Consider the following 14,493-nt stretch of genomic DNA (forward strand, 5'->3'; position numbering starts at 1 on the left):
TGCCCTTGTACGCGTAGTAATAGCTCGCGATGGAACGACGCCGGTGATGAAGCCCTGCTTGATGTCACCCCTTAAGCGCTGCGCGACTCGTTCCTTCGAGAGCACCGCCGAGGGCGCCGCCGCCGGCGGCGTTGGCGAGGCCGCCGCATACCCTGCGATGAGCGCGGCTTTTGCGGCGACGCGTAAGCTGCCGCTGACTATCGCTGTAAACACGAAGGTCGTGACGGCGGCCTGCACGGCGGCGGTCGCGACCGCGGCCGTGATGAAGCCACCGGTAAGGCCCGAGATCGCGGCGCCCGCGACGCCGAGGGCGGCGCCCGCGGTCATGACGATGGCCACGACGGCGACGATGGCGACGACGACGCGGAAGATGGTCCCCACTTGTGGCCGCTGGGGTCGACGAGGAGAGGGGATTCTGCCCGACGTAGAGTAGCGGTTCCAGCCTTGCGTGGAGCCGGCAAACTGCGTGACCGAGTCGGGCGAGAGGAAGACGCCGAAGAGCGGATCGTAGAGCCTGGCGTTCTGTGGACGAGGCCGAGGTCGTCGAGCATCTCGTGGCCGGTGAAGCCGCGCTGGGTGAGATCGCTCTGAGGATGCCGCTTACGTCGTCGCCGCCGCTGGCGAAGCGGCGCTTTGCCGAAGGCGTCGAAGCCGAGGCGCTGCACGACGTCGCCGGCTTCGTTGGTAACGACGGTGACGGAGCCCAGGTGGTCGGTGCCAAAGTAGACGGTGCGCTCGTTCGCGGCGGCTTGCCCGACGAGGGTCACCTCCGCGACGAGGCCGTGGCCTGCGCTGCGGCGGTGGATCTGATCGAAGTCTGCGCGTTTCTGGACCTCTTCGTCGGCGGAGACGTGCGTCGTCACCTTGCCGTTCGATTGCTCGTGGCGGAGTCGCTCGTGACTGGGGCCGTAGGACCACTGGCTGAGGTGCCTTTGGTCGCCGACTCGACGCGGACGGGCTTGTTGCAGCTTGTCCATGAGAGCGTGCGGCCGTGGCCGGTCCGCATGTTGCCGCTCGCGTCGTAGGTGAAGGTCGCGTTGACGTCCCCGACGACGCGCGTCACGGCGTGCGGCTGCGCCCGTCGTAGAAAAACTGCCCGAGGTCGGAGCGGAAGGCGAGGCGACCGACGGTGTCGTAGTGGTACGAGACGATCTTGCCCTGGTTGGCCTTCTCGAGGGCGGTGCCGTTGGCCCGCGAGCGTCGCCGGCCCTCATGCGGTTGAGCTCGTCGAGGTGAAGGTCTCGTCGAGGCCCGTGACCAAGTCGCGGCGCGCGGTGACGTTGCCGACGAGATCGTAGCCCGTGAAGTAGCTCTGGACCGTGGGGCTGTTGCATCCGCTGGGGACGCGTTCGGAGCGACCGTTGTCCTTGTTGAAGGTGCAGCCGGTGGCGTCTTTCTGCGTCGAGGTGTCGTACGACGCCATGTCCATGGTGCACGCCGCCGGCACGCACGAGGTGCTGCCCTCCTTGTTCGGGGTCGTGATGCCGAGCACGCGGCCCGTCTTCGGATCGATGTGCCTCGTCGTCACGAGGCCGTTGCCCGCGCGCTCAACCTTCACTTGCCCATCGGCGGTGACGTCCAAGGCGGTCCAATAAAGGGCGCCCGTCTTGGCGTTCTTGATGGAGGTCTGCACGCCGCGCGCGTCGTAGCCGTACGCGAGCACGAGCCCGCTCGGCGACGTCACCGTCTCGGGCCTCGAGAGCGCGTCGTAGGTGCTCGTGGTCGTAAACGACTTCGCAGGCGTGACGAGGGTCGTCGCCACGGGCCGGCTCTTGTCGTCGAAGGTCGTCGTGCGCGAGCTCGCGAGGGCGCCCTCGCCGGTGGCGATGAGCTGTTCGGAGACAAGTAGGCCCTTGGCGCCCACACCGACGTCGTACGTGTAGAGCGTCGTGCCCTCGGGCTCGATGCGCTTCTTCACGCGCCCCAATTCGTCGTACTCGAAGTGCGTCGCCGCGCCCGTCGCGTCCACGACCTGCTTCAAAGCTCGCCGAAGGCGTTGTGCGTCAGCGTCACGGCGCCCAAGTCGGGGCTCGTCTCTTTGATGCGCCGACCGCGCATGTCGAAAGTCGTCGTGTGCTTGACGTCCCGCGGATCGGTGACGACCACCGCGTGGCCCTCGGCGTCGTACGTAAACGTGATGGCGCTGCTGACCGCGTCGACGTTGCGCGCAACCCAACCGGCGGCGTTCTTGACGGAGCGCGCGGTGCGACCAAGCGCGTCGGTGGAGACCGTGAGCAGACCGTCGTATCGAGCGCTCGAGACACCGCCATCGGCTGCCGTCGCGCGAATCACGCGCCCCAGCGCGTCGTATTCGGTCTCGCTCCAATAGACCGGCTCGCCAATGTACGCCGGTGTCGATTGCGCCCGCACGCGGCCCGCCGCGTCGTAGCGCTTCTCGAGCGCACCCACTTGCCGTCCCACCCCTCGACTTTCGGTCGTGACCTCGCGGCCGAGGTTGTCCATGTACGCGCGCTGCGTCGCGCCGCCGGTGGTCTTCGATTCGCCCCACATCACCGCAAAGGGCGGGCACGACGCGTCGCAGAAGCGAAGCTCCGTCGTGGTCTCGACGCCGCTCGGGAGCTTGCCCCGGCGCTTTCGGCCAAAGGCGTCGTATTCGTCTTCGCTGACCAGGCCGTTGACGTCGACGGCGCGCGTCACCTTGCCAAAACGACCGTCGTAGCTCCCGCCGGTCGCGTGACCGAGCTGGTTCACGCTCGCCGTCATGAAGCGCGGATCGGCGTACTGCGTGCTTACCGTGCGCGGCGGCGTGCCGTCGGCGGCCGAGACGGTCTTTCGGACCACGTGGCCGAGCGCGTCGTAGTCGTAGTGCGTCGTGACCTCGAAGGCCGCGTTGCCGGGCTCGACGGTGTCGTTTTCGACGAGGCCGTTGGGCAAGTACGTCGTCGCCGCCGTGTGCACGATGGGCAGCGCGCCGGTCCACTCGCTGGTGGTGGTGCTCCTGACGATGGAGTTCAAAACCCACGTCGCCTCGTTGCTCTGGAAGGTGACCGACGTGGTCTTGCGGAGCGCCTCGGCGCCGAGCGCCGTCGTCAACACCATCGTGCTCGGGCTACCGTTTTGGCGCCCTGAGCTCACCGTCGTGATGCTCGGCAACGTGCCGCCCGAGAGGTCAAGCTCTCCTCCACCGCGCCCGTCTGCACGACCGCGTCGACGAAGCCTCCGATGCCCGGCTTCGGGTAGCCGGGATGAAACGCGACGTCGTTTCGGCTTCGCCCAATGAGAATGACGCGGCTATCGGGCGCGCTCCAGCGTCGCCCGAGTACTCGACGCGCCCTCAAAGGGCGGGTCCACGCGGAATTGCTGCATCAGCTCGATGCGGTTGACCTCGTCGCGCATCGTGACGCGGCGAAAGCCAAGAAGCCGCGGCCATCGAGCCGCGCGCGCGCCCCCTCGTATCGGTAGGTGCTCCGCGCGCCGTCCGAGCCGCGCACCTCGCGCACCAGGTACATCGCGCCGTTCGCCGCCACCGTCGGGTACGTGAGCGCCTCGTCGAGCGGTGCGTACACACCAGGCGATGCAGGAAGCGACGCGTAGTCGATCTCCGTGCGCGCCCCCAAGCCGTTCGTGACCGCGCGAATCACGTCGAAGTGCGGCTGCACGCGGTTCTTGGCAAACAGCAACGTCCCGCCATCGCCACGCTGCAAAAGATCCGTCGCTCCGTCGCCATCGAGATCCGCCAGCTGGATGCTGAAGCGGTCGATGGCCTGCTGCTCCGACGTATCCGCCGTTTGGCAATCGACCGAATCGATGACGTCGCCGGCCGGATCGAAGTGCCGCGCCGACGCGTCCCAATACCCCGTATCCCGCGACGCCACGGTCTCCCACTCGGCGCCCGGTGGCCCGCCATACGGATCGGAGGGACCTGGATCGCTGGGCCCGCCAGCACCATCGCCGTCCAAGGGACGCAGCGATGCGCCACCGGTGCCGCCCGGATCCGACCAGACGACGCAGCGGCTGCTCTCGCTGCAATCGACGGCGCCGCTCGTGTACACGCGGCACCAAGGCTGATTGCTGTCGCAATAGCTCAAGAGCTGTTGCTTGTGCGTCGCCGCCGCCGTCATCGAGCCGAGCCCCGCGCAAAACTGCGCCGCACCGCCCGTCGTGTGCACCGGGTAGCCCCACGGGTTTTGCGTGCGCGGATACACGCGCGTCGTCGCGTACCGCGTCGGCGCCTTGCTCCGGTCCGTGAGCTTGACGAAAGCGTCGAAGCCGCTCCTGCCGTTCGAGAGCGAAACGTCGAGCCGCGTCCCCGTCGCGTCGTATTGAAAGAGATCGCTCTTGCCGTCGCTGTCCAAGTCAGCGAGCTGCGCCGTCGCGTTGTAGCCGCCGCCCCAAGAGGCCTTCGCAAGAAACGACCGCCCCGTGCCAAGGTGCACCTTCGCCGTGCCGCTCCCCGTGATGAGCACCAGATCGGCCTTGCCGTCGCCGTTCACGTCGCCCATGCGCACCGCGCCCGAGCCAGCCTCGTCGTCGGTGCCCCACAGCTCCGTCGTAAACCCCGTCGGCGCCGGTGGCGGCGGCGGCGGTCGACGTCCCGGCGGTCCGGGAAGAGGTTCGTTGTCAATCTCAACAGCCGACACCGCGTGGTAGGCGCGATGCACCCAAAACTGTCCCGCCCTCACGTGCAACAGATCCGCTCGACCGTCCCCGTCGAGATCGCCAAGGCGCAGGTTGTCGAGCACCAAGCCGCGCGGTCCGCCAAACGGTCCGCGCGTCGTCCCGCCGTCGGAAAGGTGAAAGAGCGCTTCGCCCGTCGGTGTCACGCGGAGCAGATCGCTCCGGCCGTCGCCGTTGAAGTCGGCCACGCGAAGCCGCTTGGTGTCGCTGATGCCGTTCGCGAAGAGCGACGTCGTGAAGCCCGCGCCGTCCGAGGTCCATGCGTACGCCGACCCGTCGCTGCGCACATCGAGCAAGTCGGTCTTGCCGTCGCCGTTCCAATCGCCGCCAAGCATCTCCCCGAAGAAGCCCGCGCCCCACGACGTCCACCCGAGAAATCGCCGCCCATCGGCCACACCAAGGTTGACCGAGACCGTGCCCCCTTGGAGCTGCGCCAAGTCGCTGAGGCCGTCGCCGTTGAAGTCGCCGCTGATGGCCGTGCTCAAGAGGCCCGTGACGTTCGGCGCCGTCTCGAGCGGCATCGCCCACAGCGAGTGCTGCTCCGTCCACTCGAAGCGCGTCGGCGGCAAGCACGTCGTCTGGCCTGCGTTCGGGCCGCTTCGCTCCGCTGCGCACTCTTGTGCCGACACGAGGCGCGCGCGGCCGCGTTGGCCCGTCGCGCTGTATTCGAAGTTGACGCTGTGAAACTCCGAGCCCCCCTCAAACGACGCGATCGATTGAAGAAGCTGCGTCGTCGTCACCGTCGCGCCAGCCACGTACGCGGCCGTGGCGTCTTCTCGCGGGCGATACCGAAACTCCACCTTCGACGTCGGCGCGATGCCCGCCGCGAGGTTCTCCGTGTACTCGATCGTCGTCGGCCAATAGTCGCCGTTGGCCAGGTCTTGCGCGTAGCTGTACTTGATCGCGTTGCCGAAGCGATCGCTCGAGCGTGAGAGCGCCCAGCCGCGCGTCTTCATGGGGCCCGCGACGCCCACGACGCCGCCGACCACAGCGATGCGCGCGTCCGACGTCGTGCCGTACTCGAGCTTCTGCCCGCTCATCGTCTCGACGATGAAGGTCTCGCCGACCTGCCGAATGCGCGAGAACGACTCGCGCGCCGTGCGGTATTCGGCGCCGTCCACGTTGTACCGGCCGTTGACGCCCACGAGCCGCTGCCCGTCGAGGCACAACCGGTCGGTGCTCGAAAACGTCACGTCGGCGCCCACGCCGTCTTCCGCCACCGTCATCGGGCACGGCGCAATGACCGAGAGGCCCAACAGCGAGAAGCCCTGACCGAGAATCCCGTTGGCGCCGTGGCTCGAGTACTGAATCGAGAGCGACGGCGCCTGGCCGGAGATCCCAGGCGCCAGCGTGACGGGCATCGCGTACGAGACCGAGCCCGCGGGCGAAACGTCGAGCTGGCCTGAGCTCGTGCCGGGAACGAGAACGGTCGAGCCGAGCGCCGCTTCGTTGGCGCGTTGGTCGTCGCCGTCGCAGCCGACCGCGAGCGGTAAGCAAGAGACGATGAGCGCGAGCAGGCCGAGACGGTGCGGGAGGAAGAGGCGGCGAGAAGGAGAGGTCGACTCTCGTGCTTGAACTGTCTCTCCCAACCATCCCCGAACGCGTGTGCGGCCCATGGGCCCCACGCTGCAGAAGCAGTGCCCACGGTGCGCGACTTGCGCACAGTGCGTGTCGTCGCGAGTCCACGACACCGCGAATCGTGTGCGCCGGCGCGCGCGACGAGTCGTCGTGGGACTCCGTGAGGACAAATTCCGGGCGCGACTCGCTTCGCCTCGCGGCATCGTTCAGCGAGCGCGGAACTCGATGGCAGGGAATACCCCGCCGATGGATAGTGGCGGTATCACCAGTCAGCGCTGACTACCGCGCTCGCGTTACGTCCTCGATGACGCGCCCATCGCGAAGCACGATCTGCCGGTCGGCGCGCTCGGCGAACGACACGTCGTGGGTGACCATGATGATGGTGCGTCCTTCGCGACGCGCGAGCTCGGCGAAGACATCGAAGACGAGCGCGCCGTTCTTCGAGTCGAGGTTCCCGGTGGGTTCATCGGCCAAAATGAGCGCCGGATCGTTGGCGACGGCGCGCGCGATGGAGACGCGTTGCTGCTGGCCGCCGGAGAGCTGGCCCGGCCGCCGTCGCCAAAGGTCGGCGAGGCCGAGCAACGACAACACGTCGTAGGCGCGCTCCTCGGCGCCGTCGCGCGGCACGCCGCGTCGCAACATCGGCAACGTGACGTTTTCGAGGACGTTGAACTCGGCCAGGAGGAAGTGAAATTGGAAGACGAAGCCCAGGCGCTCGTTGCGGAACTGGGCGCGCTCGTCGTCGCCGAGGCTCGCGATCTCGCAGCCGTCGAGCCAGATCTCGCCGCTCGTTGGGCGGTCGAGCGCGCCCACCAGGTACAGCAACGTCGACTTGCCGCTTCCGCTCGCCCCCGTCAGCGCCACGAACTCGCCGGCCCCGATGGTCAGTGAGATGTCGTGGAGGATCGTCTGCTCGGTGGTGCCCTTGCCGCCGAGCGTGCGAAAGACGCCGCGCGTCTCCACGACGGCGTTGGCATCGCCTCGTCGCTTCTGCGACGTCGCTGAGGCATCGCTCGACGTTGCGCCTTGGGCGTTCATCCGATTTGCCCTCGCAAGACGTCGACGGGCTCGACCTTCGAACCACGCCACGCGGGAATCATCGACGCGATGACGCCGACGACGAGGGCGAAGACGATGCCCCACACATAGAAGGACGGGTCCTCGTAGATGAGGAAGGTGTCGCTCTTCACGAGCCCCTCCGTGTGAACCTTGAGGCGAGCGAGTTGCCCCAGGGCGATCTTGCCGATGCCGTCGCCGAGGATGCCACCGAGCAGCGCGAGGATGACGCCTTGAAGGAGGAAGATGCGGAGGATGTCGCTCCGCCGAAACCCGACGGAGCGCATGATGGCGATGTCGCGCTGCTTCTGGAGGACGATCATGATCTGCACCGCCAAGATGCCGAAGCCGCCGACGAGCAAGATGGCCCCGATGACGAACCTCGTGACCATGTTCTGCATGACGAAGAGCGCGAGGAAGTTTGCGTTGGCCTCCTGCCAGCTCTCGGCGTCGTAGCCAAACATGCGCTCGACCCTTGCGTTGGCTGCGAAGGCGTCGTCCGGGTCTCGGAGGCGCACCTCGATGCGGCCTACCGTGTCGGGGCGACCGAGGAGCGTCTGGGCCGTGCGCAGGAGCACGTAGCCGCGGCTCTTGTCGACCGGCGGCACACCGGCCTCGTAGACGGCCACCACCTTCAGGTCGAGCGGCGCACCTCCGGGGGCGGCGGCGTGGACCACGTCGCCGACCTTGATGCCGAGGTCTTGCGCAAAGCCGCTGCCCACGGCGAGGCCGTCGGTCGCGATTCCAAGTGTCTGGAAGCTGCCCGACTGGGTGTACTGGCTGATGGGCGTGACCTTCTCTTGGGCGGCCATCTCGATGCCGCGAAGGTCGATGGACTTGGTCTTTCCTCCGTATTCGATGAGCACCATGCCTGCGAGAGACGCGGCCGCGGCCTCGACCTCGCGGAGCTGGCGGAGCGCGCGCACGATTTCGTGGGGTCGCTTGATACGCGCTTGCCGATCGCTCGGGCTTTCGTGGGCCACGCGCGCCGCGACGAGGTGGCCTGCGTAGCGGCTGAGGAGCGGCGCCTCAGGGTGCAGCTCCGTGTCGTAGAGCGTGACGTGTGGGCTGATCTTGAGGATCGATTGCGTGAACTTCTGTTGGAAGCCCTGCATGATTCCGTTCATCGCGATGAGCGTGAGGACGCCGAGCGTTACGCCTCCGATGGCGATGCCGTTTAGAAGCTTTCGATCCCAGAGTTGCCGGAGGGCGATAAACCAGATGGTCCGGAGCTCGTAGGCCGGCGCCCGCGTCTCGTTTGCTCGAGCCTCGTCTGGCGGAGCCGTCACAGGGAGCCTCCGCCGCGGGCCGGCGCCCGCGGGGCCGCCGACAGGCTGTCGGGATCCTTGTGGGTAGCCTTGACGCGGGCGTCGACGACAAGGTCGGCCATCCCCAAGACGACGATCTCATCGCCATCGTTCAGGCCCGAGAGGACCTCGACGGTGAGCATGTCGCGGACGCCGGTCACGATGGCCTGCTTGGCGGCGCGGCCGCCACGGATCACCCACACGCTGCCGTTGGCGTCGAGGGCTTCCGTTGGTGCGAGGAGCGCGCCGGCGTGTTCGTCGACGATGATGTTCACTTCGGCGCTCATGCCGCTTCGCATGGCCGAGGGCGCATCCACGACGCGCACCTTGACGAGGAACGACTTCTTGGCGCGGTCCGCGTCGGGCAAAATCTCGATGACCTCGCCGCGAAAGACCTGCTTCGGAAAAGCGTACAGAGAAACGGCGGCTTTCTTGCCGACGTCGAGGCGACCAATGTCGGCCTCGTCGACCATGCACTCGAGCACCAGCGTCTTGACGTCGCCGATCTTGAAGAGAGGTCCGTTCTGCGGCACCAGCTCCCCGGGCTCCACGGTCCGCGCGAGCACGACGCCGTCGATGGGCGCGCGGACCTCCGCGTCGGCGACCTTCGCCGTCAGCTCCGACAAGACGGCGCTCGACCCGCTGGCCTTGGCCGTCAGATCAATGCGAAGGGCGCGGCTCTGCGCTCTTTGCGACGCGAGCTGCGCTTCCAAGACGAGCACGTTGCTCTTGGCGCGGTCGAGCTCGGCGGCCGGCGTGGCCCCCGTGGCCGTCAGCTGTTGGAGGCGCCCCAGCTCGTCCTTGGCGTTCTTCAGCGTGGCCTCCGTCATTCGCGCCTGGGCCTCCACGACGGCGAGCTGCGGTGACGAGGAGGAGGCCTGCTGCGATGCGGCCCACTGATCGGCCTTGCCCCGCTGGAGCTGAAACTTGATCGCCGGGCTGTCGATCGTCGCGAGCAGATCGCCTTTTTTGACGACGTCGCCTTCACGCACGCGAAGATCGAGGACCGAGCCCGGGACCTTGGCCTTGACGGTGACGCGATCGCGCGCCTCGACGGTGGCGATGGCGTAGACGGCGTCGATGGCCGTACCGCGCGTTGCGTGGGTCGTGGTGACAGCTTTGGGCCGCAGCCGGTAGGCCACGCCGCCACCAACGGCGAGCAGCAGGAGGACGGACGCGACGATGCGCCTCGCGCTCCGTCGCTTCGCGGGCCGAAAAGGCGGTCGCCGCGGCGCGTCCGCTACCTTGTCCGTCGTCGTCGCGGGCTGCGCTTCTTGCGTCAAGGGCCACCTCGGGATGGCCGCCGTGGCTCTTCGTCGCGGCGTCTGCGCAACGTATCACGTTCGTCGTGGGCCACCGGAGCAGTGGCGCCGTTGCGGGGCCTGCCATACGCTGTTGCTTCGCGGTGCTGCCGCACGCCTACATGGACGATCCTAAAAAGCGCGCCACGCTCGAAACGAGAGACAAGGAAGATCGCGAAGCGATCCTCGCGAGGCGCAATCGTTTCGTGGCGGCTGCGCTGAGCGGCATGGCGGGAGCGGCCGTCGTGGCCGCGTGCACGCCTCGTCCGTGCCTCGAGCCCATGCCGAGCCCGGGCAACACTGGCGCCCCCGACCGCGACGCCGCCGAGCGCAGCGATGGCGCCGTCGACGCGTCGGCTACAACGGTCGACGCTGCCGCGCCTCCCAAGCCCGACGAAGAAGTCCCCGACGGAGCTCCGCCCGCGAAGCCGGTTCCGCCGAAGCCACCGTCGCCCACGCCGATGCCCCCGGGGCGCGATGGCGGGAGCCCGGCGCCATGCTTGTCGATGCCGCCGCCGCGCGTGGAGCCCGGAAAGGGACCGGGACCGATGCCTTGTCTCTCGGTTGCACCGAGGGTGGCGCCGGAGCCACCGCCTGCTCCGAAACCGCTGCCGAAGCCCTTGCCGAAACCCAAGCCGTAGTCGGCGTTCGGGTTTCACCTTGTGATGCGGTTCGCTCACGTCTGTGGCGTCGTGGGCCTGCTGCTCAGCGGCGCGTGCGCGCCCGCGCCGCGGCCGCGGGTCGGCCCCATCGCGCCGCCCACGGTGGCGGCGCTCGCTAGCGCTTCACCGCCGCCGCCAACTCCGGCTCCGGCTCCGGCTCCGGCTCCGGCTCCGGTTCGAGAGGTCTCTAGGTGCACAGAGCGCAAAGTCAACGACGTGTCGTTGGAAGAGGCGGCGCTCACGCGTCAGCTCGTCTTCTGCGGCGTCACCACGAGCGCGGTTCCGACAACGCTCGTCAGGCCAGAGAGATGTTTCGATGAAGATGAAGCGACTCGAGTCGTCGATGCATCGGTGATGCCATGCGCGCACCGAACGGAGCCGCGGGTCATTGTTGCCGTCGACTTTGACGGAGTCACGGGGCACGCGGCGCGCGCCAACGCGTATGCGTCGACCGCCACCGAGGCCTGTTGCGCAGCGTCGGCGGGGGCTCAAGCCAAGGTCGCTCCCTTTCGCGGACACGGTTACGTGCACCGGCGCTCGTGGGAGGTCGCAACGGCTTCCCTCCCGCCGCCGGCGCCTCGGAATGGTGCACGCGTGGCCCAGTGTCGGTATCGAGCCGCGATGGATCCTGGCGTGCGAGCCGCGGAGCCGCTCAAGCTTCCCAGTGACGAGCGATTCGCTGCGGGACTGCGGTTGGCCGTAGAGGAGCGCTGCGGCCGCAGTGGTGCGGCGGAGGTCACGGTGCGGTTCGGCGCCGACGGCTTGCCCGTCAACGTGGACGTGGATGGCGACGCCGTGGTGGATGCTTGCTGCGTCGCTGCGGTGACCGCCGGTGCGAAACTGCAGCCTCGTTCGCCAGGGCTGTTGCCCCGCAACGCCTTCTTTCGCGTTGGCCCGGGCCCAAGATCGCTCTAGACCTGCCGTTGGACCAGGCTCATGCCTCCCGCGATCACCAAGACCAACGCCGTTCGCGCCCTCGACAAGCTCGGCGTGCGCTACGAGCTTCGTCCCTACGACGTCGACGAGAGCGATCTGTCGGCGACGACCGTCGCCGCGAAGGTGGGCCTTCCCAGAGCGCAGGTGTTCAAGACCCTCCTCGTTCGCGGCGACAAGAAGGGGCTCGCGTTCGCCGTGGTGCCGGGCGACGCGGAGCTCGACCTCAAAGCGCTCGCACACGCGTCTGGTGATCGTCGTGCCGAGCTCGTTTCGCTCAAGGAGGTGCAGCCCTTGACCGGCTACATCCGCGGCGGCGTGACGGTCTTCGCGGCCAAGAAGGAACTCCCCGTGGTCGTGGATGAGAGCGCCATGGCCTTCGAGATCATCTCGGTCTCGGCCGGCGTGCGCGGCCTGCAGATCTTCCTCGCGCCCGGCGACTACGTGCGTGCGTCTAAGGCAAAGCTCGCCAATATCGCGCGACCTTCTGGCGCCGCGGCGACGCAAGGCTAGGCGCTCCAGAATTGGCCCGTAGCCAGGCGCCACGAAGTCGCCGCTACGTGCCGTCCCAGCCAGGCGGAAAACGCTCGCGCAACGTGTCCGCCAGGGGCCGGGCCTTTTCGAGAGGCCCTGCGAAGAGGTCGCCGATGCTGTTGTGCAGCACCTCCTCGAAGGTAAAGCCGAGCGACGTGGGGTCGTGCTCCGGTGCGACGTCGAGCTCTACGCCCCGGCGGCGCGCCAACTCGCTATGGCTCGAGCGAAGCGCTTCCGTGAGCGTGATGGCACCGGCGGGCGTCGCGTCCTTGATGGCGGCCTCGAACTCGCGGATGCACCACGGTTGATCGATGGCGGCGAGGAGCGCGGCCACTTCGCCGACGGCGAGAGGAACAGGGGAGCGAAGGGCGCGCCGGACCAAGCCCATGGCCAGCGAGGGCGCGTGCGTGAGGGCGAGCACCGCGTAGGAGCCTATGAATGGATTTCCGCCGAAGCCCGTCACGTGCTCCACGGCGGCGAACGTCGCGAGGCGAGCCAGGATGTGCGGGCGATCGATGTCACGTTCGAAGAGGTAGGCCAGAGCTTCGTGGGCGGGATAGGGGAGATGCTTGTTTGGGTCGACGCGGTCCAGAAACGCGCGAACGGCGCCGTCGACGGCGCTCGACGGGTACCTTCGCAAGCGCGCCAGCGCGAGGCCGCACGTCGGATCGACGGGGCCGTCGAGAATGGCGAGCCACAGAAGCCGCGCGTCATCCGCGGGCAGAAGCGCCTCGAGGGCCGTGATCACTCCGCCCTCGCGTCTCCGTGCCAACGTGGCGAGCCATTCGCGGTGCGCGGCAGCACACGTGTCGTCGCCGTCGGAGAGGGCGACGCCCCACCTTGCCCGCACTTGTTCGTTGCCGAAATCCTCGCGCGCCACGCGGTCTGCCAGCGCCTCAATGGGCGCCGCCAAGCGGAAGAGGTGACCCTTCGGCGGCTCAAGAATTCCCGACGCCTTGAGGTCTGCGAGCGACCAAACGAGGAGCTCGCGCGTCGCCACGAACTCGAAGACGCGCTTCTCAGGGCCTTCACGTTTCGAGAGGCTCTGGGCGCGCGTCGCGAAGAACCAGGGGTCGATGACCGCTCCGTCGGGGTCGTTGGCGTCGACGTCGAGGATCTCGCCGTCGGGCGCCGTGAGGCAGCAGCCGCTCCCGTGAAACTCGTAGGTCCAGCCGGGCAGCGCCGGCACGTCGCCCGTGTCTTCGTACTCGTCATCCTCGCTGGCCGAGAGGTCGAGTCGAAGCTGGCGCACCGTTTCGTGGTGCCATGCTTGCCGGACGCGTTGCCGTTGAAGCGTGACGATGAGCCACATGAGCCATGGCGCGGGGCGCTCGCGTGGCGCGGCGTCGCCGGCGAGACCGGCTTCAAGGACACGGGCTGCGGCGGAGACGGTGAGGGGGGCGATGGGGGCTTTCATAGGAGCTTGGCGGAGGGATGCGGCCAAGGCGAGCTCAGCGCGCGCTTAGCCGAGTCTTTCCCGACGGCTCCTTCGACATCCAGTATCCGCAGGCGCACCGCTCTACTGGTGGGGCGCCGCTCCTCGCCACTCTTGAGTCTCCCACGTTGCGCTGCCAGCTTGAGTCGGCGCAAACGAGGTGCCTTGAAAGCGAGGACCCGCTGGAGCCGCCGAGGCCGAAGCAAGCCTTCCTGTCTACGGTCACCACGGCGCAACCATGGCTGCTCTTCTCAATGCCTTCGATGGCGTCTCCGTCAAGCGGCGTTGCGGGAACCTTGTCGCTCCCGATACGCACGCGGAAAATCGTCGGCGGGACCCAGCGTGACGGTTGGTCTTCGGTCCGACGAGTCCGATAGGTCGCCGTTCCAATAAAGAGCGTCCCGTCAACGCCGAGCGCCACGGTCGGCTCACCCTCAAACGTCGGCGTGGGTGACCATAGGCCAGTTCGCTCCGTCCAAATTCGACCGCGCTCCACGATCACCGGCTGACCGTCCATGTCCGTGAGGAGGTGTTTCCAGTCGATGCTGCCGGGCCAGGCCGCGCGCATTTTCAGCGTCCGGCCCCGGACCTCCAAAAGGATTCCGGTATCGTCGGGCTCGCGCGTCAGGACGAACAGCGTACCGGCTGCCGCGTGGATGGACCGCGCTCGCTCGGCGACGACGACCTCGCAGCGGTCGACTTCTAGACCGACGCGCGTGACCTGCCCGCCCTGCGATAGGACGTAGGCGCTATCGCCAACGAAGGAAGCCATGGCCACGCCTCCCGCGACACCGGCGGGGAGCTCACATCGCGGGTCGCGGACAACGGGGAGACCCGGCGCCTCTGCTATGAGCTCCTCAAGCGTCTTCAGTCGTGGCGGAGGTTCCTCTGGCGGGACGTCGAGCGGCGCGCCAAAGAAGCCCCGATGTTCGCTCGACGGATGCATCGCCGGTGACGCGTCGGGCGCTGGCGTTGGCGCCGCAGCGCAGCCGAGCCACCCGCCGGAGAACACGAACGCAAGGGCCCGAACACGCACGGCAGCGATGATA

Annotated in this window: 13 protein-coding genes; 4 read left to right on the forward strand and 9 right to left on the reverse strand. The window is 68.0% G+C overall.

Annotation, left to right across the window (positions count from 1 at the left end; translation table 11 throughout):
• On the reverse strand, positions 1–381 hold a 381-nt coding region (locus IPG50_33405; protein ID MBK6697047.1), incomplete at its 3' end, for a hypothetical protein.
• Positions 382–524: 143 nt separating this feature from the next.
• Here IPG50_33405 and IPG50_33410 point away from each other — a divergent pair.
• Entirely contained in the window at positions 525–1,025 is a 501-nt protein-coding gene (locus IPG50_33410) for a hypothetical protein (protein MBK6697048.1), read from the forward strand.
• A 185-nt stretch (positions 1,026–1,210) separates the two neighbouring features.
• Here the strand turns inward: IPG50_33410 and IPG50_33415 are convergent, their stop codons facing one another.
• The 6 genes from IPG50_33415 to IPG50_33440 form a co-directional block, all read right to left on the reverse strand.
• Positions 1,211–1,969, reverse strand: coding sequence for a hypothetical protein (locus IPG50_33415; protein MBK6697049.1), 759 nt, complete (start codon positions 1,967–1,969; stop codon positions 1,211–1,213).
• Between the two features lie 8 nt (positions 1,970–1,977).
• Positions 1,978–3,096 (reverse strand): RHS repeat protein, encoded by a 1,119-nt coding sequence (locus IPG50_33420; protein ID MBK6697050.1) that lies wholly within the window; start codon positions 3,094–3,096, stop codon positions 1,978–1,980.
• A gap of 230 nt (positions 3,097–3,326) precedes the next feature.
• Positions 3,327–6,254, reverse strand: a complete 2,928-nt coding sequence (locus IPG50_33425) for a VCBS repeat-containing protein (protein MBK6697051.1) — start codon at positions 6,252–6,254, stop codon at positions 3,327–3,329.
• Positions 6,255–6,495: 241 nt separating this feature from the next.
• Complete coding sequence (locus IPG50_33430) at positions 6,496–7,254, reverse strand: ABC transporter ATP-binding protein (GenBank protein ID MBK6697052.1); 759 nt, start codon at positions 7,252–7,254, stop codon at positions 6,496–6,498.
• A complete protein-coding gene (locus IPG50_33435; GenBank protein MBK6697053.1) occupies positions 7,251–8,561 on the reverse strand; it encodes an ABC transporter permease in 1,311 nt (436 codons plus the stop codon). The genes IPG50_33430 and IPG50_33435 overlap by 4 nt, the downstream gene beginning before the upstream one ends.
• Positions 8,558–9,862 carry an efflux RND transporter periplasmic adaptor subunit gene (locus IPG50_33440; GenBank protein MBK6697054.1) on the reverse strand — a complete coding sequence of 435 codons (1,305 nt, stop codon included), beginning with the start codon at positions 9,860–9,862 and terminating at the stop codon, positions 8,558–8,560. The genes IPG50_33435 and IPG50_33440 overlap by 4 nt, the downstream gene beginning before the upstream one ends.
• 140 nt (positions 9,863–10,002) lie before the next feature.
• Here IPG50_33440 and IPG50_33445 point away from each other — a divergent pair, with 140 nt between their 5' ends.
• The 3 genes from IPG50_33445 (at position 10,003) to ybaK (ending at position 11,988) form a co-directional block, all read left to right on the forward strand.
• Positions 10,003–10,521, forward strand: a complete 519-nt coding sequence (locus IPG50_33445; GenBank protein MBK6697055.1) for a hypothetical protein — start codon at positions 10,003–10,005, stop codon at positions 10,519–10,521.
• Between the two features lie 237 nt (positions 10,522–10,758).
• Entirely contained in the window at positions 10,759–11,457 is a 699-nt protein-coding gene (locus tag IPG50_33450; protein MBK6697056.1) for a hypothetical protein, read from the forward strand.
• 21 nt (positions 11,458–11,478) lie between these two features.
• On the forward strand, positions 11,479–11,988 hold the full coding sequence (gene ybaK / locus IPG50_33455; GenBank protein ID MBK6697057.1) for a Cys-tRNA(Pro) deacylase: 510 nt from the start codon (positions 11,479–11,481) through the stop codon (positions 11,986–11,988).
• A gap of 43 nt (positions 11,989–12,031) precedes the next feature.
• Here the strand turns inward: ybaK and IPG50_33460 are convergent, their stop codons facing one another.
• A complete protein-coding gene (locus IPG50_33460) occupies positions 12,032–13,426 on the reverse strand; it encodes a hypothetical protein (GenBank protein ID MBK6697058.1) in 1,395 nt (464 codons plus the stop codon).
• Positions 13,427–13,460: 34 nt separating this feature from the next.
• On the reverse strand, positions 13,461–14,480 hold the full coding sequence (locus tag IPG50_33465; GenBank protein MBK6697059.1) for a hypothetical protein: 1,020 nt from the start codon (positions 14,478–14,480) through the stop codon (positions 13,461–13,463).
• Between the last annotated feature and the right edge of the window lie 13 nt (positions 14,481–14,493).

It is taken from the genome of Myxococcales bacterium (assembly GCA_016703425.1).
GTDB lineage: Bacteria > Myxococcota_A > Polyangia > Polyangiales > Polyangiaceae > JADJCA01.

What these genes read in the sequence shown, in the direction of transcription:
- IPG50_33425 (MBK6697051.1), bottom strand. Translation starts at nt 6,254, where the DNA reads ATGGGCCGCACACGCGTTCGGGGATGGTTGGGAGAGACAGTTCAAGCA.
- IPG50_33430 (MBK6697052.1), bottom strand. Translation starts at nt 7,254, where the DNA reads ATGAACGCCCAAGGCGCAACGTCGAGCGATGCCTCAGCGACGTCGCAG.
- IPG50_33460 (MBK6697058.1), bottom strand. Translation starts at nt 13,426, where the DNA reads ATGAAAGCCCCCATCGCCCCCCTCACCGTCTCCGCCGCAGCCCGTGTC.
- ybaK (MBK6697057.1), top strand. Translation starts at nt 11,479, where the DNA reads ATGCCTCCCGCGATCACCAAGACCAACGCCGTTCGCGCCCTCGACAAG.
- IPG50_33445 (MBK6697055.1), top strand. Translation starts at nt 10,003, where the DNA reads ATGGACGATCCTAAAAAGCGCGCCACGCTCGAAACGAGAGACAAGGAA.